The 26,048-nt window shown below is 45.4% G+C and carries 24 protein-coding genes and 1 pseudogene; 18 read left to right on the top strand and 7 right to left on the bottom strand.

All coding sequences use genetic code 11. From position 1 onward, the window contains the following. Positions 1-28: 28 nt before the first annotated feature. Complete coding sequence (locus OCV29_RS10235; RefSeq protein WP_073603979.1) at positions 29-445, bottom strand: BLUF domain-containing protein; 417 nt, start codon at positions 443-445, stop codon at positions 29-31. A gap of 836 nt (positions 446-1,281) precedes the next feature. Here OCV29_RS10235 and tssD point away from each other — a divergent pair. From tssD to OCV29_RS10220, 3 genes are all read left to right on the top strand, one after another. Next, positions 1,282-2,745 (top strand): type VI secretion system tube protein TssD, encoded by a 1,464-nt coding sequence (gene tssD / locus OCV29_RS10230; RefSeq protein ID WP_245796852.1) that lies wholly within the window; start codon positions 1,282-1,284, stop codon positions 2,743-2,745. Next, positions 2,742-3,077 (top strand): hypothetical protein, encoded by a 336-nt coding sequence (locus OCV29_RS10225; protein WP_073603930.1) that lies wholly within the window; start codon positions 2,742-2,744, stop codon positions 3,075-3,077. The genes tssD and OCV29_RS10225 overlap by 4 nt, the downstream gene beginning before the upstream one ends. A 1,029-nt stretch (positions 3,078-4,106) precedes the next feature. Next, positions 4,107-4,472, top strand: a complete 366-nt coding sequence (locus OCV29_RS10220) for a DUF805 domain-containing protein (protein WP_073603931.1) — start codon at positions 4,107-4,109, stop codon at positions 4,470-4,472. Positions 4,473-4,650: 178 nt separating this feature from the next. Here the strand turns inward: OCV29_RS10220 and OCV29_RS10215 are convergent, their stop codons facing one another. Then, positions 4,651-5,544 (bottom strand): LysR family transcriptional regulator, encoded by an 894-nt coding sequence (locus OCV29_RS10215; RefSeq protein WP_073603980.1) that lies wholly within the window; start codon positions 5,542-5,544, stop codon positions 4,651-4,653. Positions 5,545-5,895: 351 nt separating this feature from the next. Between OCV29_RS10215 and dgcN the strand changes: the two genes are divergently transcribed. The 10 genes and pseudogenes from dgcN to OCV29_RS10165 form a co-directional block, all read left to right on the top strand. After that, positions 5,896-6,906, top strand: coding sequence for an N-acetyltransferase DgcN (dgcN, locus tag OCV29_RS10210; RefSeq protein WP_073603932.1), 1,011 nt, complete (start codon positions 5,896-5,898; stop codon positions 6,904-6,906). Between the two features lie 9 nt (positions 6,907-6,915). Further along, positions 6,916-7,881: an N-acetyl-D-Glu racemase DgcA gene (gene dgcA / locus OCV29_RS10205; protein ID WP_073603933.1), complete on the top strand. Its 966-nt coding sequence runs from the start codon at positions 6,916-6,918 to the stop codon at positions 7,879-7,881. Between the two features lie 17 nt (positions 7,882-7,898). After that, positions 7,899-9,728, top strand: coding sequence for an ABC transporter ATP-binding protein (locus OCV29_RS10200; protein ID WP_073603934.1), 1,830 nt, complete (start codon positions 7,899-7,901; stop codon positions 9,726-9,728). A gap of 55 nt (positions 9,729-9,783) precedes the next feature. After that, complete coding sequence (locus tag OCV29_RS10195) at positions 9,784-11,325, top strand: glutathione ABC transporter substrate-binding protein (protein WP_073603935.1); 1,542 nt, start codon at positions 9,784-9,786, stop codon at positions 11,323-11,325. A gap of 33 nt (positions 11,326-11,358) precedes the next feature. Beyond that, positions 11,359-12,279, top strand: coding sequence for an ABC transporter permease (locus OCV29_RS10190; protein WP_073603936.1), 921 nt, complete (start codon positions 11,359-11,361; stop codon positions 12,277-12,279). Between the two features lie 9 nt (positions 12,280-12,288). Further along, positions 12,289-13,170 carry an ABC transporter permease subunit gene (locus OCV29_RS10185; RefSeq protein ID WP_073603937.1) on the top strand — a complete coding sequence of 294 codons (882 nt, stop codon included), beginning with the start codon at positions 12,289-12,291 and terminating at the stop codon, positions 13,168-13,170. Between the two features lie 8 nt (positions 13,171-13,178). Beyond that, positions 13,179-14,237 carry a DmpA family aminopeptidase gene (locus OCV29_RS10180; RefSeq protein ID WP_073603938.1) on the top strand — a complete coding sequence of 353 codons (1,059 nt, stop codon included), beginning with the start codon at positions 13,179-13,181 and terminating at the stop codon, positions 14,235-14,237. An 11-nt stretch (positions 14,238-14,248) separates the two neighbouring features. Continuing rightward, positions 14,249-15,070 carry a M55 family metallopeptidase gene (locus OCV29_RS10175; RefSeq protein WP_073603939.1) on the top strand — a complete coding sequence of 274 codons (822 nt, stop codon included), beginning with the start codon at positions 14,249-14,251 and terminating at the stop codon, positions 15,068-15,070. Between the two features lie 68 nt (positions 15,071-15,138). Then, positions 15,139-16,068 carry an isoaspartyl peptidase/L-asparaginase family protein gene (locus OCV29_RS10170; protein ID WP_084193321.1) on the top strand — a complete coding sequence of 310 codons (930 nt, stop codon included), beginning with the start codon at positions 15,139-15,141 and terminating at the stop codon, positions 16,066-16,068. Between the two features lie 60 nt (positions 16,069-16,128). Then, positions 16,129-16,257 (top strand): annotated as a pseudogene (locus OCV29_RS10165) (glyoxalase/bleomycin resistance/dioxygenase family protein); the annotation flags it as partial. A 30-nt stretch (positions 16,258-16,287) separates the two neighbouring features. Here the strand turns inward: OCV29_RS10165 and OCV29_RS10160 are convergent. Both OCV29_RS10160 and OCV29_RS10155 read right to left on the bottom strand, forming a co-directional pair. Continuing rightward, positions 16,288-17,208, bottom strand: a complete 921-nt coding sequence (locus OCV29_RS10160) for a GNAT family N-acetyltransferase (RefSeq protein ID WP_073603941.1) — start codon at positions 17,206-17,208, stop codon at positions 16,288-16,290. Positions 17,209-17,342: 134 nt separating this feature from the next. Next, a complete protein-coding gene (locus OCV29_RS10155; protein ID WP_073603942.1) occupies positions 17,343-17,645 on the bottom strand; it encodes an NIPSNAP family protein in 303 nt (100 codons plus the stop codon). A 167-nt stretch (positions 17,646-17,812) separates the two neighbouring features. Between OCV29_RS10155 and OCV29_RS10150 the strand changes: the two genes are divergently transcribed. The 4 genes from OCV29_RS10150 (at position 17,813) to leuA (ending at position 22,151) form a co-directional block, all read left to right on the top strand. Further along, positions 17,813-19,408 (top strand): ABC-F family ATPase, encoded by a 1,596-nt coding sequence (locus tag OCV29_RS10150; protein ID WP_073603943.1) that lies wholly within the window; start codon positions 17,813-17,815, stop codon positions 19,406-19,408. Between the two features lie 209 nt (positions 19,409-19,617). Further along, the gene (locus OCV29_RS10145) at positions 19,618-19,992 is read left to right on the top strand and encodes a type II toxin-antitoxin system RelE/ParE family toxin (protein WP_073603944.1); all 375 of its coding nucleotides are present in this window, start codon (positions 19,618-19,620) and stop codon (positions 19,990-19,992) included. Further along, positions 19,982-20,290 (top strand): helix-turn-helix domain-containing protein, encoded by a 309-nt coding sequence (locus OCV29_RS10140; RefSeq protein ID WP_245796855.1) that lies wholly within the window; start codon positions 19,982-19,984, stop codon positions 20,288-20,290. The genes OCV29_RS10145 and OCV29_RS10140 overlap by 11 nt, the downstream gene beginning before the upstream one ends. Positions 20,291-20,468: 178 nt before the next feature. Continuing rightward, on the top strand, positions 20,469-22,151 hold the full coding sequence (leuA, locus tag OCV29_RS10135) for a 2-isopropylmalate synthase (RefSeq protein ID WP_073603946.1): 1,683 nt from the start codon (positions 20,469-20,471) through the stop codon (positions 22,149-22,151). Here the strand turns inward: leuA and OCV29_RS10130 are convergent. Then, positions 22,148-23,164 (bottom strand): AraC family transcriptional regulator, encoded by a 1,017-nt coding sequence (locus OCV29_RS10130; RefSeq protein ID WP_245796857.1) that lies wholly within the window; start codon positions 23,162-23,164, stop codon positions 22,148-22,150. The genes leuA and OCV29_RS10130 overlap by 4 nt on opposite strands. A 134-nt stretch (positions 23,165-23,298) precedes the next feature. Here OCV29_RS10130 and OCV29_RS10125 point away from each other — a divergent pair, with 134 nt between their 5' ends. After that, on the top strand, positions 23,299-23,550 hold the full coding sequence (locus OCV29_RS10125; RefSeq protein WP_073603947.1) for a hypothetical protein: 252 nt from the start codon (positions 23,299-23,301) through the stop codon (positions 23,548-23,550). Between the two features lie 102 nt (positions 23,551-23,652). Here the strand turns inward: OCV29_RS10125 and OCV29_RS10120 are convergent, their stop codons facing one another. Both OCV29_RS10120 and OCV29_RS10115 read right to left on the bottom strand, forming a co-directional pair. Then, positions 23,653-24,693, bottom strand: coding sequence for a methionine synthase (locus OCV29_RS10120; RefSeq protein WP_261887394.1), 1,041 nt, complete (start codon positions 24,691-24,693; stop codon positions 23,653-23,655). 183 nt (positions 24,694-24,876) lie between these two features. Further along, the gene (locus OCV29_RS10115; RefSeq protein ID WP_073603949.1) at positions 24,877-25,866 is read right to left on the bottom strand and encodes a DUF1852 domain-containing protein; all 990 of its coding nucleotides are present in this window, start codon (positions 25,864-25,866) and stop codon (positions 24,877-24,879) included. Positions 25,867-26,048: the final 182 nt, after the last annotated feature.

Here is a 26,048-nt window from a genome sequence, read left to right as displayed (position 1 = left end):
GAAGCAAGTTCATTCCGGGCACGGGTCGTTACAGTCTTGTTTGTGATTTCGACAACTGATGCAGCAGCGTTGCGGCTTCAATAAAGCTCATTTGGGTCGGGTCAAAGTTGTCACACCCCAGTTCTTTCATCATGGCAAGTAACTCATCGCCACCACCGGCGTAACCCATACTCCAGTGGGGAAAAATGCGCTTTTCTGTTTCCTGTACGCCGGTAATCACCACAGAGTGGTGGCGTTTGTCTGCGGCGATGGTCAGGAACAGCGCCGTCACTTCAGCGGCGTCACCTTCCAGTATTTGCAAAAAGTAATGATTGTCGTAGCAGAGCATGCCACAAATATCATGCTGCTGATTATTCGTCCGGGCCTGTTCCAGAATATGTTTCAGTTCGCTCTGCGACATGTCGTCGGAGGTTTGGCTGTAGTAAACCAGTCTGATTGTTGCCATTGTTTTATCCATTTTCCTTTTTGGGCTGTAGTTTTTAATGTAGACGAGTGATTGGGGAATAGACAAATTCCTTGTTTCCGGGGGGCTTCTGTCTAATCTCTATTTCTTCTCGTGACCATGCTCCTGCGTGGTCATGCATACGAGGCTTAAAACCAGTGATTTGTTGAAACTTTTCCCGGAAGATTCCGGCTTTCGTGGCGGGTTTGGTGCGCGGGTTAGTTTTGTGGGTTCAAGCGGCATTTGGTGCACGCGCCCCAGTCACTTTTCACGGAGGAAAAGTAACCAAAACTCCTTTTTCTTTGGCTCTTGCGGGCGTTGGTCAGGAACGATTTTTACACACATCCTGTGCTGAAAAATCTAAAAATTCTTCCCTGAAATTATATGATAATTATATAACTACATGATTTTAAATGATTTAATCAATATTTCACTTCAAATTAAACCAAAATTAGACACACATTGCTACACGCAATTATTTTGAATAATCATGAACTTACATGAACACCAAAAACATGTCTGATTTAAGATTCACCTGATTTTCAGGCTTCCGATACCGCTTGATTGCATGTCAGATTCCATATCGAAACCACTTGGATTGTAAATGATTAGAAATCCGGATTTGAAATATTGCATTTGATATGGCTTGTTTTCAGGTTTCAGATACCACTTGATTGTATCAGCTCCCACATTAAAACTGCTTCTCTGTAAGTTATTGATTGTCGGGATTGTAAGCACAGACATATAGCAAAAAGAAATATTAAAAATATGCATCTGAGTTAATTAAAAGTATGATATAAAGTGCATTTCATTATGCATCTTGATTAAAGGGAATCAACATGGCTCATTTAGCCTATCTGACACTCAAAGGAGAAACACAAGGTTTAATTTCCGGTGGCTGCAATACCAAAGATTCAATGGGAAACCGCTATCAGGAAACACATACCGATCAAATCACTGTACTGGCTTGTCAGTATTCACTGTCAAAACTGCCACATCAACACGGTATCAATCACGATGGGATTCAAATTACGAAACTAAAAGATAAATCATCCCCATTGTTAGCAACCGCTTTTGCAAAACAGGAGCACTTAGAAGGAACAATCGACTTTTACCGGACGAACGAGCAAGGCCATTATCAAAAATTCTATTCGATCGCGTTTCAGCAAGCGGTGATTTCCGGTGTCAGTGATGTCACACCCCATGTGATTCACAGCCCCGTTGAGGAAATGCACGAAATGATTACTTTCAGCTATAAAGGCGTGCAGTGGGAGCATTTTCCATGTGGAACGCTGGCTTATGATGGCTGGAGTGATGCAAACAGCATTGCAGCCATCCTTACCGAAACGGCACCGCCACTCACCAGCGCGGAACGATATGCAAAACAGATTCAGGAAAATATGCAGGCTGAAAAAGCCGCCGAAAAACAGGCAGAAAAAGAAAAACAAAGTAAGCAGCAGCGTAAACAATCTGATGCGAAGGAAGAAGAAGACTGGAAGCCTGTACCCGGCAGTTATCCGATTTTGATCTATGAGACTCAAAACCAGATGGACGACTTTAACGCACCAGACATGATTCATGGTGATGAATCCAAAGAAACTATTGAAGGTTACGGATTCATGAAACCGTTTAAACAGTCTCAATACACCTCTCATAGAGAAGGGTATACGATGTACGGTGAAGATCAGTTCTCATTACCAGCAGCAGAACATTTTAAGCGAATGCGATCGCTGGCTAACCTATTTTCACCGCAATGGATGAATATCGATCAGCGCATTGGTAGCCAAACGTCTGGTATTTTTTCTGAAATGGTCGACAAATTTGAACAGAATGAAGGTGGAGAATATGCCAATACCTCGCTCGATAATGCACTGAAAAACCATGAAACGACAAAAAATTTCCATCAGGTATTAATGAACTGTCTTGGTGAGCATGTAAAAAACGGCACATTGGACAGTGATATTGTTCAGATTTCAAGTCAGTATATGCAATCAAGTAAAGGTACGAAACTTCCTCAATTTGATTCTTTATTGGATGGAACAGTGTTAACGGTTCACGGAATCTGGTCTATGCAGGTTTACGCAACAAAATTAGAATATAAAGGCAATCAAATCAGGGGGAAATTCCAGTATAAGATTCAGGATCACTTTGGGTTAGATCCAAAAGATATTAATCATCAAGGCCTGAGTTTATCCAGTAAACCATTTGAACTACTGGATGGTTTTCGTTCATGGTATTTGTTACAGCATTATAAAGATTATAATTATCAAACATTTATTACTAAAATAGGATTTACTCTATGAGGAGTGCCGCAAAAAACTTGATTTTGATACTTCCTCTTATCTGGTTTGTATACGTATGGTGTCATTTTATATTTGGCATTGATTTAGGTTTAATCGTTGATGTTGCAGATAATCCAGATAATACGCCAGCAAACTCATCTGGAGGAATAATACCTATTGGTCTTGCTTTGTTCATGCTGTTTTTAGGAACTCCGGTTTCATTTCTGGCTGGCTCAATTTACACAGGTTATAAGAAACACTGGCGATGGTTTGGAGCTTATGCCATTTTGGGAGGGATACCTGTCTGTGTGTATTTTTTCGGTGTTACCGGAGCAAATTTAGGTATTTTGTAATGATGCTGAACATAGGCATTGGTTGTAAAAAATAGTATTACAACATCCTTGCTGATAGTAACGGCGAATTAGGATTGTTATTCATACTGTTCCTTTTGCTTGTCAATGCACTTGTGACCATTATTGGCTGTGTTTTTACCTACCGGAAAAAATATTGGTGGTGGCTTGGGACACATCTCATATTAGGCGGCTTCCGGGAAAAACCTCAACAAATCACTGGCTTTAAGCCCCATATGCATGACCACGCAGGAGCATGGTCACGAGGAAAAAACAGCGATTAAAAAGAAGAGAAACACCCAGCTAAGGAAAAAATTCAGGGAAGAATTTTTAGATTTTTCAGCACAGGATGTGCATAAAAATCGTTCCTGACCAACGCCCGGAGAGCCAAAGAAAAAGGAGTTTTGGTTACTTTTCCTCCGTGAAAAGTGACTGGGGCGCGTGCACCAAATGCCGCTTGAACCCACAAAACTAACCCGCGCACCAAACCTACCACGAAAGCCGGAATCTTCCGGGAAAAGTCTCAACAAATCACCGGTTTTAAGCCCCGTATGCATGACCACGCAGGAGCATGGTCACGAGGAAAAAACAGCGATTAAACAGAAGAGTAACACTCAGCTAAGGAAAAAATTCAGGGAAGAATTTTTAGATTTTTCAGCACAGGATGTGCATAAAAATCGTTCCTGACCAACGCCTGGAAGAGCCAAAGAAAAAGGAGTTTTGGTTACTTTTCCTCCGTGAAAAGTAACTGGGGCGCGTGCACCAAATGCCGCTTGAACCTACAAAACTAACCCGCGCACCAAACCCGCCACGAAAGCCGGAATCTTCCGGGAAAAGTCTCAACAATCACCGGTTTTAAGCCCCGTAAGCATGACCACGCAGGAGCAGGGTCACGAGAATAAGTCTACCGGACAGCAATCTCACAGAAGCCAGAGAAAAAACCTTCATAGCGAATGATTTCCCGCTTGTTATAATAAACAATCGTTTTAGTATGAAGCGCAAAATTCATAAGTTAAAAAGAGAGGAAAGACAATGGAATGGTATATCGCTGTTATCAGGCAGTATGCAGTATTTACAGGAAGAGCAAGACGAAAAGAGTATTGGATGTTTTTTTTGTTCAATTTGATTTTCTCTCTGATTGCCGGAGTTCTGGATGGTTTTTTCGGCACGGTTGCTATCGGGACTGTTTATGGTGTGGCGGTTTTAGTACCGGGGATCGCAGTGACGGTGCGTCGCTTACATGATACCGGCCGTTCAGGTTGGTGGGCGCTCATTGCACTGATTCCTTTCATTGGTACGCTTGTGTTGATTGTTTTGACGATTTTTGAAGGTGATAAAGGCAGTAATGAATATGGCCCGGACCCGAAAGCGTCCGATGCAGCATATAATCCGTCATAAAACGGGCTGGCGATGTGTCAGGTGGAAGACCCGTTCGGTAATTTGATTGGTTTGCGCGGCCCGCAATAAACCCAAAGGGAGCGATGGCTCCCTGTATGTTCATGCAAAATCTTCCGGCCGCATAAACGCATATTCCGGTAATGCCTTGCGTCCGGCTTTTTCTGCGGTACGTCTGGATTTAGAGGTTTTTGTGCAGATAATTGCTTCTGCAATGCTGTTTAAACAGGGATTTAAGCGCTAATAACTGAGGTGACAGTGGTTTGTCTCTGCGGCTAATTAAAATCAATTCAAATGGCAATCTCTCGGAGATTGGTACAATGTTTACCTCGTTGGAGTAGCGGTTTGCCGTAAATCGGTCAACAACTCCGACACCACCTCCAGATAAGACCATGTCAGCGATGACCGAATAAGTTTTGATTAAGATAGAGTTCGCCGGTTGTAAATTAAGCGTGTCTATTGCTTTGTGTAAAACACGACCAAGGGGATCATTTTTCTGCATCATCAGAAAGTTATGCTCACATAACCAGGAAAGACTAACTTGTTTTGGTGCTGACATATCTTTGGGAAGGATAGCAACCATATTTTCCTGAAATAGTGGCTCGGTAAGTAGAGCTTTGTCAACTTGCTGCCCGAATACCAAAGCAATATCTAGTTCATTATTCAGCACGGCTTGTTGAAGTGCTGCAAAATGTTCGGTGACCAGGTCAACGTTTAATGTGGGATTTTGTTTTCTGTATTTTACTAAGGTCGGCGCAATGATCATTTGTGAGCAGGCATGTGCTGCACCAATTCGGAGCGTTTGCGCTTTTTTAGTGTGCATGCTGCGTGTCAGTTCGTCGATAATTTTCAGGTGCTGTGTCAATTGTTCTACTTCGGGTAGTAATAATTGCCCTTCTTTAGTCGCAATAAGGCCTTTGCTACTTCTTTCAAAGAGATTAAAACCTAACTGTTGTTCCGTGTGGTTTAGTACCCGGCTGACGTTTGGCTGGGAGACATTCAATATGCGTGCTGCACCACTAATAGTACCTGCCTCAACAATGGCTTGAAAGACTTCTATTTGTCTCAATCTCATGGGTAATCCTTCTCTCAAATTCATTCCTAAGTGACGTTCCTGAAACATGGTCAATATTATTATTCGCGTTAGCCAGCGCAGATTATATGGACTGTTATTTTAGATATGTCTGAATTGAGGGGAGTGTTTACCTCGCTAGTACCAGATGTTTAAGCAATATACAGATAAGCAATATACGGACCATGATGAGCCCTTCTGTCATTGGCAGGTCGAAATACGAATCAAACTTAGAGCACGCTCTAGGCTGAGGTATAACTTAAGGTTATGGGTGTAGCACAAATAAGTATTCGTTAGCAGCGATTAATTCGTGAAATAGTAGTTGCCTGAATAGGAATAGCTAGAGATACGGATATGCAAATACCGCAACCTTACCTTCTTTTTCTCGGCGATGTATCGGATCCACTCGCGGCCAAAACCGCCCGTGGTATTCATGCCTGGCGCCCGCAGGCCAGTGTAGGACAAATGAGTCTGTCCGGCTGTACCGTCTCACTTGGACTGCCAGAACTCACCCCATCAGAGGCAAAACAGAAAGGTGCACAGACGTTTGTTCTGGGTATTGCAAATGCTGGTGGATATATTCCAGAGGATTGGAAAGAAATTGTCATTGAAGCCATTAGATGCGGCTTAAATGTCGCAAGTGGGTTACATCAAAAACTTACTGATTTCCCTGAGTTAGTTGAATTGGCAGAACAGTACCAGGTGAAATTATTCGATGTTCGTTATCACCAGCCAAAGTTATCTGTTGGTTCAGGTTTGCCAAGATCCGGGAAGCGTGTACTTACCGTTGGAACTGATTGTGCGGTAGGGAAAATGTATACATCGCTTGCTCTGGAATCAGCGATGCAGAATTTAGATATGAATGCTCAGTTCCGTGCCACGGGTCAAACCGGACTTTTAATCGCTGGAGAAGGTATTCCAATTGATGCGGTTGTTTCTGACTTTATTTCTGGTGCTGCTGAATGGGTTTCACCTGAGAATGATGCGCACCATTGGGATATCATCGAAGGTCAGGGCTCGTTGTTTCACCCTTCATATGCAGGTGTTAGTTTAGGATTACTACACGGCTCCCAACCAGATTGGTTGGTCATGTGCCATGAAATGGGTCGTCCACATACCCGTCATCTGCCTCATCATCCACTTGTCGAAATCAATGACTGCGTTTATCTGAATTTGTATAACGCCCGACTGACAAACCCTAATGTTAAGCTTGCTGGTATCTCGGTGAATACTTCTGGATATTCCGAAGAAGAAGCAAAGGAATATTTGGCTAATTTGAGTGAAGAATTCCAGGTTCCTGCTGTGGATTCAGTCCGTTTTGGCATCGATTCGATAGCCGTGTTTTTAAAAGAAAATGCAGCATAAAGGATGGGTATGAGAAACCTCGAAATTGATGTTGTTGAGCTCCCCTTATCACGTCCGTTTACTATATCCAGAGGCACGCGTACTGCGGTCACAGTGGTGCGTGTAAATGTGGAAGAAAATGGCTTTATTGGCTTAGGAGAGTGTACGCCAACCCCTCGTTATGGTGAATCGCCTGAGAGTGTTGTCGCACAACTTGAAGATATAAGGGGAAGCTTTGAGTCAGGTCTTACGCGAGAAGAGCTACAGGCTCTGATGCCAGCGGGAGCTGCCAGGAATGTACTGGATTGCGCGTTATGGCGATTAGAAGCTGCTTCTACACAAAAAAACTTATGGTCAATGAGCGGTGTCAGCCAACCGGAAAGTGTGATTACAGCAGAAACCATTAGTTTAGGTTCTGTAGATGCGATGAAATCCAGTGCGAAAAAAGCCGTTAAAAAAGGTGCGATTCTGCTCAAGATAAAATTGAATGCTGAGCAGATAGTGGAAAAAGTGGCTGCTATACGCTCTGTTGCGCCAGAGACTATTTTAATCATAGATGCTAATGAAGCCTGGGCTGGGTGTGACCTTCCGGTTTTGTTCAAAGCTCTCACTTCATATGACATTACGATGATTGAACAACCGTTACCCGCTGGTGATGATTCAATCCTGGCAGACTTTGAACATGTCATTCCAGTTTGTGCTGATGAAAGTTGTCACGTGAATCAAGATATCGACAGCTTATCCTCGCGTTATGAGTTTATTAATATCAAGCTCGACAAATGTGGTGGCCTCACTGAGGCACTCAAAATGGTAGAACAGGCTAAGGCAAAAGGCATGCGTCTGATGGTAGGTTGCATGTTAGGTTCATCTTTAGCGATGGATGCTGCGTTACCAATCGCAGCACAATGCGAATTAATCGACCTTGACGGGCCTATCTGGCTGGCTGGCGACAGTGTTCCTTATCTGGAGTACCGAGAAGGACGTATTTGGACTTAATCAGGAGAGTGTCACGGATGATGAATCACCATAGTAAACCTTTACTATCTATACGGGATCTGAATGTTAGCTTCCGAAGTCACGAAGGTATAAACCGCGCTTTACGTGATGTATCTTTTTCCGTTGAACGAGGAGAGATTGTCGCTGTCGTTGGGGAAAGTGGCTCTGGTAAGTCAGTCACTTCACTTTCCATCATGGGACTATTAAGCGGAAGTGCTGTGGTTGAAAAAGGCAGTATTCTGTTTCAGTCCGGCGAATTTTCTAAAGATCTTCTGTCATTAACAGATGAAGAGCAGCGTCAGATTCGTGGAAAAGAGATCTCAATGATTTTCCAGGAGCCAATGACATCACTGAATCCAGTGTTGAGAATTAGTGATCAGTTGACAGAAGCTCTTCTCGATCATCAATTATGCAGTAAAAAAGAAGCTTACAGCAAAGCCTGTGAGTTGCTACAACAAGTCCATATTGCAGATGTTGACAGGGTCATGAGTAGTTACCCAGACGCACTTTCTGGCGGGATGCGACAACGAGTGATGATTGCATTAGCATTGACCTGTGATCCGGAAATGCTGATAGCTGACGAACCGACTACAGCATTGGATGTGACCATTCAATCCCGAATTCTTCGGATTCTGCGTGATCTACAGGCACAGCGTAATATGTCGGTCATGTTTATCACCCATGACATGGGGGTTGTGGCTGAAATCGCGGATAAAGTTGTTGTTATGTTCCGGGGTGAGGTTGTAGAAGCGGGTCCGGTTCGTGACATTTTTCAAGCACCTTCCCATCCTTATACGAAAGCACTTCTTGCTGCCGTTCCTAAACTAGGGGATATGACCGATTATTATTGGCCGAAACCTTTTGATTTGGTGGGGCAATCGAGAGAGCTTGAGCATAGCGAACATAAAACCGCTAATTATGAAAGCAATCCTTTACTGGATGTCCGGGGGCTAAAGGTGTACTACCCGGTCCGTAGCGGAATTTTGTCCCGTGTTTGTCATGAAGTTCACGCGGTGGAACAGATCGATTTTAATGTCTGGCCTGGTGAAACACTTGCTATTGTGGGTGAAAGTGGTTGTGGTAAATCAACGACAGGTCGCTCTCTTCTGCGTTTGATAGAAAGTGAATCTGAAAGTATTCATTTTCAGGGGAAGGAAATTTCGCTGTTTAATGAAAAAGCCTTTAAACCAATTCGACGTGAAATCCAAATGGTCTTTCAGGACCCATATGCCTCATTAAATCCACGTTTAACGGTCGGATTTTCTATCGCGGAACCATTACTGATTCATGGCTTAGCTAAAAACCTGGAGGAAGCAACGCCCGTTGTGGAAGAGCTTCTGACGAGTGTTGGTTTATTACCGGAACATGCGCGACGTTATCCACATGAATTTTCTGGTGGTCAACGTCAGCGCATTGCCATTGCCCGGGCAATGGCCCTGAAGCCTAAAGTGATTATTGCCGATGAAGCCGTTTCTGCACTCGATGTATCAGTACAAGCTCAGGTGATTAACCTAATGATGGATCTGCAAAAGAAAACTGGCGTCGCCTGGATATTCATTTCACATGATATGGCGGTCGTTGAACGAATCGCCAACCGGGTTGCTGTGATGTATTTAGGACAGATTGTTGAGTTAGGAAGCCGCCAGTCTGTATTTAACAACCCGCAACACCCTTATACCAAGCGCTTACTGGAGTCTGTGCCAATTGCTGATCCAAGTCAGCGTAAAGAGCGGGTATTTGACGACTCAGAGCTCCCTCCATCACCCATGAAACCTGTTGGTATTGAAGTAAACAGAGCAACATTCCGTAAAGTGACCTCGCAACACTGGGTCGCGGAACAATTATAGTAACAAAATTTGCAAAGTTACTACTTACTCGATTAAGGATAATCAGGAGAAACACATGAAACCACTATCACAAAGAACAACAGTTGCTCTTGCGCTGGCTTTGAGCTTTTCAGCAGGCGTAATGGCAGATGATCTTAAGATTTCTATGTATGCTGATATTACAGGTCTGGACCCTCATGATACGTCCGACAACGTCAGCTACTCTGTACAAAGTGGTATTTTTGAGCGCTTATTTCAGTTTGATGCCAGTATGAAGCTGGTGCCTCAGTTAGCAACCAAATACACCAGTAATGATGATGCTACAGAGTTCACTATTACTTTACGTGATGGGGTGAAGTTCCAGGATGGAACACCATTTGATGCTGAGGCGGTGAAAGCGAACCTCACTCGTTTGGCAGACCAAACTAAAGGACTGAAACGAAATAGTCTTTATAAAATGATTGAGTCTGTAGATGTTGTCGATAGTAAAACGGTTAAAATTTCTCTGAATCAGTCTTTTGGTGCCTTTGTCAATACTCTGGCTCACCCTTCTGCTGTGATGTGGAGCCCTAAAGTACTTGCTGCATATCCACAAGAAGCTGAACTTCGTTTGCATCCGGTGGGTACTGGTCCATTTGTGTTCGAAGAATGGCATCCTGGTAAAGATGTAAAACTGGTTAAGAACGACTCTTATTGGCAAAAAGGTTGGCCTAAAGTAGACAGTGTAACTTTCTTCCCTGCACCTGAAGACTCAACGCGGGTAGCGTCACTTAAATCAGGTCAGGTGGATGCAATTTATCCACTTCCTGCGGACTTAGTAAATACAGTCAAAAGTGATGACAAGTTAGCTATTCAACGTGACCCTAGTATTTACCTGATGTATATGGCTATCAATACGCAGCATAAAGCGCTGGGAGATGTACGTGTCCGCCAGGCGCTTAACTATGCGTTAGATCGTCACTTGTGGTTAAAAGTGAACGCTGCGGGCATGGGGGTTCCTGCACATTCAGCAATGGCGCCTAAAGTACAGTTCTATCAACAGCAAACTTCTCCGGATTACTCCTATAACCCTGAAATAGCGAAGAAATTGTTGAAAGAAGCGGGTTATGAGCATGGGCTGAAGTTGAAACTCTGGACATCTAACTCTACTCCTCGCGTTCGTACTGCTCAGTTTGTGAAGCAACAATTAGCTCAGGTTGGGATTAAGGTGACTGTTGTTCCGATGGACTCAGGTACACGAAATGCGAAATTGTGGAGTGTTCAGGATCCTAAGAAAGCTGAATTTGACTTGTATTACGGTGGTTGGTCACCTTCAACAGGTGATGCAGACTGGGCACTACGTCCTCTGTTTGCCAGCGAATCCTGGACTCCGACGGCTTATAACGTCTCGTACTACAGCAACGAAGGTGTTGATAATGCAATTATGGGTGGCTTAAAAACCGCAGATCCGGAACAGCGTGCTAAAGCTTACGCGACTGCTCAACAATTGATTTGGAAGGATGCACCAATTGTATTCTTGGGTACTCCGGACAATTTAGTGGGCAAAAAGAAGAAACTGGCGGGTGTTTCGATGCTGGCTGATGGTTCTTTACTGTTTAATCAAGCGAAGTTTAACTAAGCGCAGTTTAACTAAACAAGAGAGGAGAGCACCGTGTTATCGTATGTTGTTCGTCGATTGTTAGAAATGATCCCGGTACTGCTGGTGGTCTCCTTACTGGTGTTTGCATTTATCAAACTACTACCGGGAGATCCGGCACGCGTATATGCGGGAGAAGATGCTCCTATCGAAGCAATCCAGGCTGCAAGAGTGCAGCTTGGACTCGATAAGCCATTACCCCAGCAGTATTTTCATTGGTTGAATGGGTTAGCTCATGGAGACATGGGGATTACTTATCGTACTCGTCAACCTGTCACAGAAGTTATTGCTAAAAGCTTTATGCCGACTTTGTGGCTGGCATTAGCTGGCTTCGCCTGGTCTGTTGTTTTAGGCCTGTTAGTTGGGGTTGTTTCTGCATTAAAAAGAGGTAAGTGGCAAGACTGGACTTTAATGAGCCTGGCTATTGGTGGGATATCTGTCCCCCCATTTTGGCTGGGCTTATTACTTATCCAGTTTGTTGCTATGCCATTTGGTATTTTTTCCGTCAGCGGGTTCAACCAGCCAAGCGATATCATTTTACCTGCTTTTACATTAGGCGCTTCAGTGGCAGCGGTTATGGCGCGTTTTACTCGCTCGGCTTTTTTAGAAGTCGCTCAGGAAGATTATGTGCGTACTGCTCACTCAAAGGGATTACGTGCCCGATTAGTGACATGGAAGCATATTATGCGAAATGCCCTCATTCCGGTTATTACTATGCTTGGGTTACAGTTCGGATTTCTGTTAGGAGGCTCTATTGTTGTTGAACGAGTATTTAGCTGGCCTGGTTTGGGATGGCTATTGATTGAATCTATTCAAACTCAGGATCAGCCTGTTATTCAGGGACTAGTGATGTTGTTTGTTCTGGAATTTATAGTGATCAACTTACTGGTCGATCTCTTGTATGCGGTTGTGAACCCGGCTATTCGGTTACGTTAGGAGAAAGATATGGAAGTGACATTAGAAGTAAGCAGTCAGGGTCCAATTCGCTCTCCGTGGCGTGATTTCTGGCAGCGTTTTAGACGCAACCCAATGGCGTTGGTGTCAGGTATTTTTGTACTGGCTTTGGTCCTTGTAGCGATTTTTGCTCCGTGGTTATCGCCTTATGATCCTATGATATCTGACTGGATGGCACTTTCTGCTGCTCCGAGTTGGCAACATCTTATGGGAACTGATGATCTGGGGCGTGATATTTTAAGCCGGATTATTTACGGTGCGCGAATATCCATGTATGTCGGTGTTGTATCGGTAACTCTGGGCATGGTCGTTGGTATCGTATCAGGACTTATCGCCGGATATTACGGCGGCAAAGCTGACATGTTTATCATGCGTGGTGCGGACGTTCTGTTTGCATTTCCGGGGATGCTACTGGCAATTGCTGTGGTGGCGATTCTTGGTACAGGCCTGAATAACGTTATTATTGCTGTTGCTGTTTTCAGTGTACCGGTGTTTGCCCGGATAGTGCGTGCGTCCACCCTGTCTATTAAACAAACGCCTTATATAGACGCTGTAAAATGTGTGGGTGCGGCGGATAAATTAATCTTATTCCGTCATGTTCTCCCGGGTACGTTGTCCAGTGTAATTGTCTATTTCACCATGCGGATAGGGACGAGTATATTGACTGCGGCTAGTTTGAGCTTTATTGGTCTTGGCCCTGAACCTGATGTTCCTGAGTGGGGTAATATTCTGGCAATGGGACGCAATATGATGATGGCAGGGGTTTGGCATGTGAGTGTTTTTCCTGGCCTGGCAATTTTCCTGGCAGTATTAGCGTTTAATTTACTCGGTGATGCATTGCGCGATACCTTAGACCCGAAGCTTAAATCTTAGAAAAATACATGAATAGTTTACAACAAAGAATACAGTTAGTTATCAATCGTTGGAAAGAAGAGGGGACGATTGGGTACCGTTTCTTCCCTTCCGGAAACAATAATAGTATTAGTGATGTCGGCGGTGTAACCGTCGGCCATTCCACCTTAGATTCTGGTGAATGTCAGACTGGTGTGACAGTCATTCAACCGGTACAGGATAATATTTACCAGAGTCCGGTTCCCTGTGGTTGTGCTGTATTAAATGGTTTTGCTAAACCAGTCGGACTGGTTCAGATTGAAGAGCTGGGTGTACTGGAAACCCCAATAGTACTGACGAACACTTTGTGTGTTGGCAGGGCATTCAGTGGCACTGTCCAATATATGATTGAGCAGAACCCGGATATTGGTCGTTCATTACCTACGGTAAACCCTTTGGTTCTTGAGTGTAATGATGGATATCTGAATGATATTCAGGCGCTGGCGGTTAGCGAAAATCTGGTTATTGATACATTACGTAATACTGGCGTTAAGTTTGAAAGAGGAAGTGTTGGTGCCGGACGTGGCATGAGTTGCTTTGCACTCAAAGGTGGCATAGGCACCAGCTCTTGTTATGTCTCTGAGCTCAATGCGACTGTGGGTGTGTTGGTGCTCGCTAATTTTGGTGCGTTAAGTGCATTACGTCTCGAAGGCCTGCCATTTGGCGATATTATTGAAACTCACCTGAAGACAGATTCAGAGCAAGAAGATAAAGGTTCCATCATTATTTTAATGGCGACCGATGCGTCTTTAGATGGGCGTCAATTGAAGCGGATAGCTAAGCGTGCGGGAGCAGGTTTGGGAAGATTAGGTAGCTATTGGGGGCATGGTTCTGGAGATATTGCAGTCGCATTTTCGACCTCCGGAGAAGATAAGAAGCTTCGTGATAGTGAGTTAGAACTTTTGTTACGGGCTGCGGCTGAAGGAACCGAAACTGCAGTACTGGACGCATTGCTGCAGGCGACGCAGGTGACAGGATTTCAGGATCACACTCGTTATGCTTTATCTGACATTCTTCAAGACCTCTATGAACATAACGGTGTTAACTAAACAGGGAAATTATGAATATTTTTATCTCAGCTGATATAGAAGGTATTGCCGGAGTCGTTTCACCTCAGCAATGCCGTGCCGGTAATACCGAATATGAATCAGCCAGAGCTCTGATGGAGCAGGAAGTTAACGCAGCTATAGCCGGCGCTTTTGAAGGTGGAGCAACTAAAGTTGTTGTGGCGGATAGCCATGGTTCGATGACGAATCTACGGTCAGCCAACATCGATCCACGAGCGGAATTGGTTCAGAGTAAACCCCGTCCTTTTTCTATGGTGGAAGGGATAGATAATGAACCATTTGGCGGGCTGTTTTGTATTGGTTATCACAGTGCCGCCGGAGAAAAAGGCGTGCTGGCTCATACTATAAATGGCGCAGGATTCTACCGGGTCGTCGTCAATGGAAAACCGATGGCAGAGCTTGATTTATACAATGCGTCGGCGTCGGAGAATAATACACCTTTGCTGTTGGTTTCCGGAGACGATCAGTTTCAGCAATGGGTTGAAACACGTTATCCGGGCGTTAGCTATTGCTGCGTTAAACGTGCGGTATCAACAACTGCAGCTCAGTCATTAAGCCCGAAAGACGCTCAGGAAAAAATTCGTGTAGCAGCGAGCAATGCAGTGAAAAATCTCACCAAAACAGATAATTGCCTGATTCAGCCTCCATATATTCTTGAACTTAGTGCTGTAAAACCGGTTATGGCAGATGTGTTTGCCTTGATTCCCGGTGTTGAGCAATTGGATGCCCGCACAGTAACGTATACGGCGAATGACATGAAGTCGCTGATCAGTCTTTTGTGTGCATTCTCTTATCTTGCTACGACTCAAATGTAACAAATATAAATTTGGGAGCTGTCCTTATGAGGTTAACAGCTCCTTTATATCCAAAGGAAGTGTGTTGTATGCCAAATGAATATGCCATCGTGATTCATGGTGGGGCTGGTGCAATGTCTAAAGGAAAGCTAACTCCGGCTCAGGAATCAGAAATTAAATCAGTATTAAAAAGCATCGTTGAAGAAGGGTTAGCAGCTCTGAAGGCTGAGGCTGATGCGCTTGATGTTGTCCAAAAAGCGGTAAATCGTCTTGAAGACAGTATATGGTTTAATGCAGGAAAAGGTGCAGTATTCAATCATCAGGGCAATCATGAACTTGATGCATCTATTATGTGCGGTAAAAATCTGGAAGCCGGAGCGGTTTCGGGTATTCGTTTTAGTCCTAACCCAATCGATGTTGCCCGTGAGGTAATGATGAATTCACCTCATGTGTATTTAGGCGGAGAAGGTGCAGAGCAGTTTGCCCGGGTACAAGGGCTACCACAGGTTGAAAATGATTATTTTTCGACGGATTTGCGTTACCAGCAGTTACAGTCTGCGATAAAAGCACAAGCGGTTATTCTTGAACCCACAGATCATGACTACAAGTATGGGACTGTAGGTGCTGTTGCGTTTGATAAGCATGGCAATCTGGCCGCTGCAACATCAACAGGGGGCATTACAAATAAGCAGTATGGTCGTATTGGTGATTCACCAGTCATTGGTGCAGGTACCTATGCCAACAATCAAACTTGTGCAGTTTCTGCTACTGGCCATGGCGAGCATTTTTTACGTCATGTCGTTGCTCACAACATTTCATCCCGAATGATGCTGGCAAACGAGAGCCTGGAGCAGGCAACTCATCATGTTGTGTTTAAAGACTTACCAAGTACTGGTGGTAGCGGCGGTGTCATCGCTGTTGATCATAAAGGCAACATCAGTCTTCCGTTTAATACTGAAGGTATGTATCGAGGCTGGGGAGGATCAAACCAACCAGCTCAGTCGAAGATCTATGAATAATCTGCCTGAAACTAAGCAATATACCGGCCGCTCAGGGTGGTGGGCGCTCATTGCACTGATTCACTGGCCTTTTTTCAGTCATTGGGGGCGGTGTTATATCGTGGCCCGCTTGAGATTGATAACGGGCTGGCGATGTGTCAGGTGGAAGACCCGTTCGGTAATTTGATTGGTTTGCGCGGCCCGCAATAAACCCAAAGGGAGCGATGGCTCCCTGTATGTTCATGCAAAATCTTCCGGCCGCATAAACGCATATTCCAGTAATGCCTTGCGTCCGGCTTTTTCTGCGCTGCGTCTGGATGGGATGTTATCTCTGGCGATCGTGCCGATCAGTAAGTGATTTTCGGGGTGGGTTAATCTCTGACGGGAGAGCTGTCGCTGTGCTTTGGCCGCCAGATTCCTGCCCCTGAATTGCGGCAGAATAATTTCCCCGGTGATGCAATAGCCGCCAATAAATGCATAGGCATCCGGAGCGCAGATGATCAGACCCGCAGGTATGCCTTCTTCTTCAATGATCCACGCACTGGCGTGGGTGATGGCGTCTTTGAGCGCTGTACCTTCTGTGGGTTCTAATTGGCCTTTTAATTGTGGCAGTTGGCGGAATGTTTCCTGATAAGAGGTTTCAATCGCTTGCTGGCACCAGTCCAGATCAGCGGATTGCGCGGTTCTGAGACGGACGTTGTTGTCTTGTTTATTCAGGAATGGTTTATTCAGGGACGGTTCATCCGGGGTTTGGGGAATCTCACCAATATAAATCAGCTGATCGGTTACGCCCGGCAGGTTGGCTCCGGGACGACGCAGTATCCGGATTTCTTTCGCCTGAAGAGGTTGCCAGCGGTCGAAAATTTGCCGGGCTGCTTCGGCGGTGACCGGGGCCGTGGATGCAAGCAGCTCAATAAAAGGTTGGTTGATATCACCACCCAGATAACGCGGGCCGGTCAGATAGGCTTCTCCATCGGTATGTATGACTTTTTGCAGAAAGAAGGACTGGTCAAGACCTGTTTGCTCAAAAGGGAAGCGTGCCGAAAAATCAGGATCATCACAGTATGCCAGATGTTCTGATAAAAACGTTTCCAGATTATCTTTCAGTACTTGTGGTGGGTAGGGCAGAAATGAGAAAGTGTGCAGCATGTAGTCAAGCATGTGTTGATGATGTTCCTTTTATCTGTGTCTTGAATTAACGCCCTGTCCGGGGCGTTGATTACGGTGTTTATTCTGTATCAGCTCAGCCTTTCAGATACATTTTGATGTGCTGACCATGATCATTTTAATTTTTTTCATATGACAGGGCGGAAGAAACTCCGCTCGTAGCTGACGATACAATCGGTTTCTTCGGCATACTGAAAAGCCGCCTGACAGTCTTTATCGGCGAATGAATCCTGCCGGTATTGTTCGTAAGCTGCCAGAGATTCAAAGGTAAATAAAGCCAGAGCGACATTGTTTGCGCCTTCTGAAGGCAGAAAGTAGCCAAGGTGTTGGCCGCCGAATTTCTCTACCAGTGGCATCCACATCTTTGCATAGGCTTCAAACTCAGCCATTTTCTTTGGATCAATGATGTATTTTACATAGCATGTGACCATGACAATCTCCTTATTGTTATTTTGAATTTCAGATGTTAACAGATTTTTCTTTACAGGGTGATGTTCATCACAGAACCTGCTAACATAGCGCTCGTTTTGCGGAGTTGGCCTGAAGTTGTTTTTTTATGGCTGGCTTTTTTATGTTTTAAACCAATCTGGAATGTCCTGTGTTATCAACTGCTAATATCACAATGCAATTTGGCGATAAGCCATTATTTGAAAATATCTCTGTCAAATTCGGTCAGGGAAACCGCTACGGTTTAATCGGTGCGAATGGCTGTGGTAAGTCTACGCTGATGAAAATTCTTGGTGGGGAACTGGAACAGTCTTCGGGTACGGTTTCATACGATCCGAATGAACGGATTGCCAAATTAGGTCAGGATCAATTTGCGTTTGAAGACTATTCGGTGATTGATACGGTCATCATGGGACATAAAGAGTTATGGAAAGTAAAAGAAGAGCGTGACCGCATTTATGCGCTGCCGGAAATGTCTGATGAAGACGGCATGCGCGTTGGCGATCTGGAAACCGAATTCGCCGAGATGGATGGTTATTCCGCTGAAGCGCGTGCCGGGGAACTGTTGCTGGGTCTGGGCATTCCGGAAGCGCAGCATTTCGGCCTGATGAGTGAAATTGCGCCCGGCCTGAAACTTAGGGTGTTGCTGGCACAGGTACTGTTTGCTGAACCGGACATTATGTTTCTTGACGAACCGACCAACAACCTGGACATGCATACCATCAGCTGGCTGGAGCAAACGCTGCTGGCGCGGGACTGCACCATGATTATCATCTCGCACGACCGTCATTTCCTGAATACGGTTTGTACCCATATGGCGGATCTGGATTACGGGGAACTGCGTTTGTTTACCGGTAACTACGATGAATATATGTGTGCCGCAGAACAGGCGCGTGAGCGTTTGCTCGCAGATAATGCGAAGAAAAAGGCACAGATTGCAGAGCTGCAAACCTTTGTCAGCCGTTTCTCTGCGAACGCATCGAAGGCAAAACAGGCCACTTCCCGCCAGAAGCAGCTGGACAAAATTCAGTTGGATGAAGTGAAACCTTCCAGCCGTCAGTCGCCGTTTATCCGTTTCGATCAGGAAAAAGAACTGTTCCGTAATGCACTGGAAGTGACCGGGCTGACGCAAGGTTACGACGAGAATATCCTGTTTAAAGACGTTGATCTGATGGTGGAAGTCGGTGAGCGGATTGCGATTATCGGTGAAAACGGGATCGGTAAAACGACGCTGCTGAATACGCTTGCGGGCGTGATGACTCCCAAAGCCGGTGAGATCAAATGGTCTGAGAACAACAACATCGGCTACTATGCGCAGGACCATGCTCACGAGTTCAGTGAAGAGATGAACCTGATGGACTGGATGGGACAGTGGAAGCAGGAAGGCGATGACGAGCAGGTCGTGCGTGGCATTCTTGGCCGGATGTTATTCTCACAGAATGATATTAAGAAATCCGTCAAAGTGATTTCCGGGGGAGAGCAGGGACGAATGCTGTTTGGTAAGCTGATCATGCAAAAGCCAAATATTCTGCTGATGGATGAGCCAACCAACCACATGGATATGGAGTCGATCGAAGCCCTGAACCTGGCGCTGGAGAACTACAAAGGCACACTGCTGTTTGTTTCCCATGACCGTCAGTTCGTGTCATCCATTGCGACGCGTATCATCGAGATCACCAAACAGGGTGTGAATGATTTCCACGGCACTTATGATGAGTATCTGGCAAAGCAGGGATTAATCGGATAACTGTTTTTTCTTTCTGTTGATTGTTGAGAAACCAGCCTTCGGGCTGGTTTTTTTATGCCCGATTGATAGTTCTGATGTTGTTTGGATATTATTTTGAATTCACTCGTATATTTCCGGTTCTATCGTTTTTTGTTTAATTCATTTTCGGCATGCTGGAAAATCTGATTGAAAACTATAGCACCTAATACTACACTTTATTGGAAATATTCATGAGGATATTCAAAACCAGAGCTTTTCACAAATGGGCAATCAAAACCGGACTCAATGATCTGGCGCTATTGACGGCAGTCCATGAGATTGAATATGGTCTTGTCGATGCTGATTTGGGCGGGCATGTGATTAAAAAGCGTGTCTCGCTTGCTCAACGAGGAAAGCGTAGTGGCGCCAGAACTGTTTTGGTGTATCAAGCTCATCATCAGGCATTTTTTATCTATGGTTTTGCCAAAAATGCCCGCTCGAATATTCTTCCTGATGAGTTAAAAGCGCTAAAGCAATTAGCCATTGAGCTCCTGAACTATTCTGAACACGCTCTAGGCCTTGCTATTGAGCATGGCGCGTTAATTGAGGTTGAAGATGATGAATAAATCTATCTTAGAAACTGTGCATCATACTGCGCATGATCTACATTCAGCAGGTGTCATGAAAGACACGACGATGCGGGAATTCGATACCCTTTGCCTGCCGCTGGTTAAAACGTTTTCTGCTAAAGAAATCAAAGCAATTCGTACCCAAAACCGTGCCAGTCAAGGTGTTTTTGCTGCCTATCTGAATATCAGCAAATCCACCGTGCAGAAATGGGAACAAGGTCAGAAGAAACCGAATGGTCCATCGTTGAAATTGTTAAATCTGGTGGCGGATAAGGGATTAGGTGTACTAGCGTAACCTTTGTTCTCTTCGTTCTCCGGAGCGTGGGAACGAAAGTTAACGAGAGCCAAAACTGTGAATGACCACGCGCCTGCATTTGTCCAAAATGCGACGATTGTCGTCAGCTTCTCTTCAGATTTCATATCCAAACTCTTCTAACATCAGTTTTTCTTTTTCAGGAAAGGACAGATGAACCATGTTAGACAGACCATCAGAGAAATACCGGGCTGCCCCCGTTATCCGTTTTCCGCAGAGAACCTGGCCATCAAGGCAATTGGAGAAAGCCCCGCGCTGGTGTTCCACCGATTTACGGGATGGGAACCAGTCTTTATCGAATCCGATGAGTATTGAGAAGAAACTGAAACTTTTCAACCACATCGTTGAGTGTGGGTTCAGGGAGATTGAAGTTGCATTTCCATCAGCATCACAAACCGATTTTGATTTTGTCCGGTGTTTGATTGAGGACAGGTTGATTCCTGATGATGTGACGATTCAGGTGATTACACAGTCCAGACGCGACTTGATTGAGCGAACGATTGAGAGCCTGAAAGGTGCTTCTAAGGCGATTGTTCATTTGTACAATGCGACGGCGCCGTCATTCAGAGATCTTGTGTTTTCTCAGGACAAACAGGCGACTCTGGCGCTGGCTGTTGATGGGGCTAAACAGATCAAAACGTTATGTGAAAAGCATCCTGAAACGGTGTGGACGCTTGAGTATTCACCAGAAACGTTCAATTTTACTGAAGCAGCGTTTGCACTTGAAATCTGTGAAGCCGTCGCGTCTGTATGGCAGCCGGAGGAAACAAGGCCGCTGATTATCAATCTGCCAACCACCGTTGAATGTAACACCCCCAATGTTTTTGCTGATCAGATCGAACATTTTATTCGTCACTTTCATTCACCCGGGCACGTGACTATCAGCATTCATCCGCATAATGATCGGGGAACTGGGGTCGCCAGTGCCGAACTTGCCATGTTAGCAGGCGCAACACGGGTCGAAGGCTGCTTATTCGGTAATGGTGAGCGTACCGGGAATGTTGATTTGGTCACGCTCGCATTAAACCTTTATTCACAGGGAATTGATCCCACATTGCGTTTTCCCGATATCCGGCGCACGGTTGAACTCGTTGAACAGTGCAATGAACTCCCGGTACATCCGCGTCATCCATATGCAGGAAGGCTGGTGTTTACTGCCTTTTCCGGTTCGCATCAAGATGCGATCAAAAAAGGATTCTCTGCGTATGATGCGACGTTGAAGCAACACTGGAATATCCCTTATCTGCCAATCGATCCTATGGATTTAGGCTGTAATTATGAAGAAGTGATCCGGGTCAACAGTCAGTCAGGCAAGAGTGGTGCGGCATGGCTACTCCAGGAAAACCACGGATTGAGGCTGCCTAAAATGCTTCAGGCTGATTTAAGTCAAAAAGTGAAAGTCCATACTGATCGATCGGGGTGTGAAATTTCCCTGTCAGAATTATGGCAATTATTCAGGCAATCTTATGGTTTGGTGAAAAACCCCGTCTTGAGTTTGCAGCACTATCACAGCCAGCCAACAGCGCAGGGTCAACACATTGAAGTCCGGATGCGTCACAACGGCAAAGACATTGTATGCACCGGTGCGGGGAACGGCATGATGTCTGCCTTGCTCAGCGGGTTAACGGAACAATTTGGTCTTCACGTCAATATTATCGATTACCACGAACATACGCTGGGGTCGCAAACACGGAGTAAAGCGGCGGGTTATGTACAGCTACAGCCTGCGATGTCTAATGCTAGTGTTTTTGGTGTCGCGATTGAAGAAGATGCAACCAAAGCTTCTTTGCAGGCATTGCTGAATGCTTATGCTCATCTCGTACAGACTCACGTGACGTTTTAACTGAGATCGGATGGCATTGCCATCAGCGCATATTCACTCGGAGACAGCCCGGTCCGGCTTTTAAACATCGCGCTAAATGCGCTGGGGCTGTCATATCCAATCGCTAATGCGGTCTCTAAAACGCTATCTCCGCTGGCTAAAAGCTCAGAAGCGTGGAGGAGCCTTCTCTGGCGCAGCCATTCTGTAAACGTCAGGCCCAGTTCTTGCTGAAAGCGCCGGGATATGGTTCTCTCACTTTGACCTAAAAATTTGGCAGCATCAGAAGCGGTCCACGGGTGTGCAAGACGCTCAGAGACGTTTTGACAGAGCTTAACCAATGCCTCTGTTGTTGGGTTGGGCAGATAAAAATCAATCGGGTTTAATAAACGTAGTTCATCCAGTATCAGTTCGAAGATACGTTCTTCCCGTGTTCCCGCAATCCGGATATCCGGCAGCGAGACGGCCGCCACAATTAAACTGGTCAGCAACGATGAAACTTTCGCTAACACACAAGTATTAGGAAGATCGGCTCTGGCCATGGGATCAACAAAAAGCGTCCGCACCCGCACGTCGCCTGTGATTCGTAGACTGTGTGAAATGCCGGCAGGTATCCACAGCCCCTGATTCGTTGTCACAACCCACGACGCTGATGGCGTATCGACCCGAATCACACCGTTCAGCGCATGTAAGAACTGAGCGCACTGATGCGTATGAGGTGGTTCAACCTCCCCATGGGAATAATTGTGTGCATACGCAAGTATCGGGGGGCTCAGGGTTTCATCACAAAATTTCATAAATATCCGGGTAAATCCTGACACGACAGACTGAATGAAAAATGAATGTAGCGAACTTATCCGCAATTCACCAGAAGAAAGGTGGGGTTTCGCCGGGTACCGATACCATTCTAAGTCATTTGCTGATCCGGATATCTGGTTCCGCAAACCGCTCAAGCCATCCATGCCCTTGTCTATTTGCTCCACCAGACACATCCAGATGATCCGTTTATTTTCCAGATTGATATGAGTTTGTTTCATGAGTATTAAATCATGTGAGATGTGCGTTTCGGCTGACGCCCTGCGGGTGAGTTTGTCCGGGCTTGCCCCAGCGTTACTGATTTTCGACGTAGAATAACTATGTTTTCCCTCTTTCGTTATAAAGAAGGAGTGCCTTGTTTCAAGCCCGAACAAGTCTCACTGAACAGAGCATCTTCAGGTTGCTTGGGTATAGCAATAACCAGCTGAGTAAAGCGGATTATCTGCATATTGAAGAAAACCAGTTTACGGTGATTGAGCTTAGTGATTTAAGAGATCAGATTCAGGCATGTCATCACAATATCCGGCAGCAGGAAGAAGATTTGTTCAACAAGTTACAAATGGAAACCCCCGGTTTGAAAAAGCTGCCGGTGAAAGAGAAAAAGTAAATAGAGAAAGCATGCTACCTGGCCGAATGCCCGATGGCGGAGTGTGCAGTCTCAATTAATTATTAACTGCACAAATCCGTTAATGCCAAACCCGTGAACAATCTAAGATGCCTTCAAAGCAGAAAGCTCCTGACGCACGATTTCAGCCCCGGCACTCAGAGCCGCCAGTTTGGCGTTTGACACGTCACGGGGCAGAGGGGCCATGCCGCAGTTGGTGCACGGGTAGAGTTTATCTGCATCGACAAACTCAAGTGCTTTGCGCAGCGTCTGTGCCACTTCTTCCGGCGTTTCAATCGTATGGGTGGCGACGTCGATCGCGCCGACCATGACTTTTTTGCCACGCAACAGTTCAAGCAGATCGATTGGCACGCGGGAGTTGTGACACTCGAGTGAGATCAGATCGATATTTGACTGCTGTAGCTTGGGGAAAATCGCTTCATATTGGCGCCACTCTGAGCCCAGCGTTTTCTTCCAGTCGGTATTGGCTTTGATGCCGTAGCCATAGCAAATATGCACGGCCGTTTCACATTCAAGCCCTTCGATCGCTTTTTCAAGTGCGGCGATGCCCCAGTCATTCACTTCATCAAAGAACACATTAAAGGCCGGCTCATCAAACTGAATGATATCGACTCCCGCCGCTTGTAATGCTTTGGCTTCCTGATTGAGAATTTTGGCAAATTCCCACGCGAGTTTTTCCCGGCTGTGATAATGATCATCGAACAGTGTATCGACCATGGTCATCAGCCCCGGTAAGGCCCATTTGATCGGCTGCTGGGTTTGCTGGCGTAAAAAGGCTGCATCTTCTGCAAACACGGGTTTGCTCAGCGACACATCACCAACCACCACCGGAACACTCGCTTCATAACGATCCCGAATCTTCACGGTTTTACGCTGATCGAAATCCACCCCGTTAAGATGTTCAATGAAGGTCGTGACGAAGTGTTGGCGGGTTTGCTCACCGTCACTGACAATCTCAATGCCCGCTTGTTGCTGTGCCAGCAAAGACAAACGCAAGGCATCTTGTTTGCCCTGAACTAACGCCTCATCCTGTAATTTCCAGGGAGACCAAAGCGTTTCCGGTTGTGCCAGCCAGGAAGGTTTAGGCAAACTGCCTGCCGTTGAAGTGGGTAATAATGTTTTCATCATTCGTAATGCCGTTAATCTTTGTCAGGTGAATTCAGGTTCGTTAGCTCATAAAACGGAGCATTTAAAATCATTTCGTTAAAAAACAAGCCATGAAAAAAGAGTTCATTAAAGAGCCGTTGATTCAGTAATCGTGTTTTGCAAAACGGTACTTTAAAAAATGGTACTTTAAAAAAATAAGCCTTAAAAAGCATAGCCAGCAGCCCATTGCTCGAGAATATTCTGATAAGGTTTGATGAAATATTCTTCCGTGAATTTCCCTTGTTCAATCGCCAGGCGGCTGCGTTCTTCACGGTCATAAACCACCCGGGTGAGTGAATGATCGCTGTTTTTCAGATTGGGTTGATAACACTGCCCGGCGGTTGCATTGGCATTGTATATTTCCGGGCGGTAAATCTTCTGGAATGTTTCCATCGTACTGATGGTACTGATAAGCTCCAGATCGGTGTAATCACGCAGCAAATCGCCGACAAAATAAAAGGCGAAAGGTGCCGCACTGTTAGGTGGCATAAAGTAGCGAACCTGCAAGCCCATTTTTTTGAAATACTGCTCCGTCAGCGATGATTCATTCGGCTCATATTCATCGCCTAAAACCGGGTGCTGATTACCCGTGCGATGATAGACTTTGTTGTCTGATACGCTGAGACAAATCACCGGCTGTTTGGCAAAATGTGATTTGTAAGCCGCTGAATTGATGAAATGATGGAAGAGTTTGCCATGCAGTTCGCCAAAACTTGCCGGCACAGTGAATTGGGCCTGATCTTTGTTATGGTCGGGCAATAAAACGCTGAAATCATAGTCGCGTACATAGGAAGAGAAGTTGTTGCCGACAATGCCTTCGATGCGCTGATTCGTGTGGTGATCAACGATGTGGGTTTGCAGGATTTCAATCGCCGGGAATGTTTTCTGACGCTCTTCAACCCCCAGATCCATCTCCACGGAGATAATTTCAAGCTCGACGGCGTAGCGGTCGCCATTCGGGTTATCCCAGTGCGCTAAGGCATTAAAACGATTATTGATCATGGTTAACGCGTTGCGCAGGTTGTCCCGGCGGTAATCGCCACGCGCCAGATTCGCAAAGTTAGTCGTGATCCGTGTATTGTCCGATGGGCGGTAATGTTCATCGAAACGGATGCTTTTAATCGTGAATGTAAAATCGTTATTTGTCGTCATGTTTATTTCATCTTCTTCGATAAGCGTGAATTTAAGCCTTGGGCGTTGTTAGTTTTCTAATCTGTTTTGCTGATTTATGTTGTTTTTATTGATTCTAATCAAAATGCCGAAGTAAAAATCAGCATCGATATTGATTTGTATCAATGGTGCCTGACTATTTTTATACTTGGTGGGTGATTAAA

It is taken from the genome of Vibrio aerogenes (assembly GCF_024346755.1).
Lineage (GTDB): Bacteria > Pseudomonadota > Gammaproteobacteria > Enterobacterales > Vibrionaceae > Vibrio > Vibrio aerogenes.
This window is presented reverse-complemented; position numbering and strand designations above follow the sequence as displayed.

Bases quoted from the DNA above. Each gene is read 5' to 3' on its own strand.
- OCV29_RS10225 (WP_073603930.1), top strand. From the start codon at position 2,742: ATGAGGAGTGCCGCAAAAAACTTGATTTTGATACTTCCTCTTATCTGG.
- OCV29_RS10185 (WP_073603937.1), top strand. From the start codon at position 12,289: ATGGAAGTGACATTAGAAGTAAGCAGTCAGGGTCCAATTCGCTCTCCG.
- OCV29_RS10155 (WP_073603942.1), bottom strand. From the start codon at position 17,645: ATGGTCACATGCTATGTAAAATACATCATTGATCCAAAGAAAATGGCT.
- OCV29_RS10180 (WP_073603938.1), top strand. From the start codon at position 13,179: ATGAATAGTTTACAACAAAGAATACAGTTAGTTATCAATCGTTGGAAA.
- OCV29_RS10130 (WP_245796857.1), bottom strand. From the start codon at position 23,164: ATGAAACAAACTCATATCAATCTGGAAAATAAACGGATCATCTGGATG.
- OCV29_RS10145 (WP_073603944.1), top strand. From the start codon at position 19,618: ATGAGGATATTCAAAACCAGAGCTTTTCACAAATGGGCAATCAAAACC.
- leuA (WP_073603946.1), top strand. From the start codon at position 20,469: ATGTTAGACAGACCATCAGAGAAATACCGGGCTGCCCCCGTTATCCGT.
- OCV29_RS10195 (WP_073603935.1), top strand. From the start codon at position 9,784: ATGAAACCACTATCACAAAGAACAACAGTTGCTCTTGCGCTGGCTTTG.
- OCV29_RS10120 (WP_261887394.1), bottom strand. From the start codon at position 24,693: ATGAAAACATTATTACCCACTTCAACGGCAGGCAGTTTGCCTAAACCT.
- OCV29_RS10220 (WP_073603931.1), top strand. From the start codon at position 4,107: ATGGAATGGTATATCGCTGTTATCAGGCAGTATGCAGTATTTACAGGA.
- OCV29_RS10175 (WP_073603939.1), top strand. From the start codon at position 14,249: ATGAATATTTTTATCTCAGCTGATATAGAAGGTATTGCCGGAGTCGTT.
- OCV29_RS10200 (WP_073603934.1), top strand. From the start codon at position 7,899: ATGATGAATCACCATAGTAAACCTTTACTATCTATACGGGATCTGAAT.
- OCV29_RS10115 (WP_073603949.1), bottom strand. From the start codon at position 25,866: ATGACGACAAATAACGATTTTACATTCACGATTAAAAGCATCCGTTTC.
- dgcA (WP_073603933.1), top strand. From the start codon at position 6,916: ATGAGAAACCTCGAAATTGATGTTGTTGAGCTCCCCTTATCACGTCCG.
- OCV29_RS10160 (WP_073603941.1), bottom strand. From the start codon at position 17,208: ATGCTTGACTACATGCTGCACACTTTCTCATTTCTGCCCTACCCACCA.
- OCV29_RS10215 (WP_073603980.1), bottom strand. From the start codon at position 5,544: ATGAGATTGAGACAAATAGAAGTCTTTCAAGCCATTGTTGAGGCAGGT.
- OCV29_RS10170 (WP_084193321.1), top strand. From the start codon at position 15,139: ATGCCAAATGAATATGCCATCGTGATTCATGGTGGGGCTGGTGCAATG.
- dgcN (WP_073603932.1), top strand. From the start codon at position 5,896: ATGCAAATACCGCAACCTTACCTTCTTTTTCTCGGCGATGTATCGGAT.
- OCV29_RS10140 (WP_245796855.1), top strand. From the start codon at position 19,982: ATGATGAATAAATCTATCTTAGAAACTGTGCATCATACTGCGCATGAT.
- tssD (WP_245796852.1), top strand. From the start codon at position 1,282: ATGGCTCATTTAGCCTATCTGACACTCAAAGGAGAAACACAAGGTTTA.
- OCV29_RS10235 (WP_073603979.1), bottom strand. From the start codon at position 445: ATGGCAACAATCAGACTGGTTTACTACAGCCAAACCTCCGACGACATG.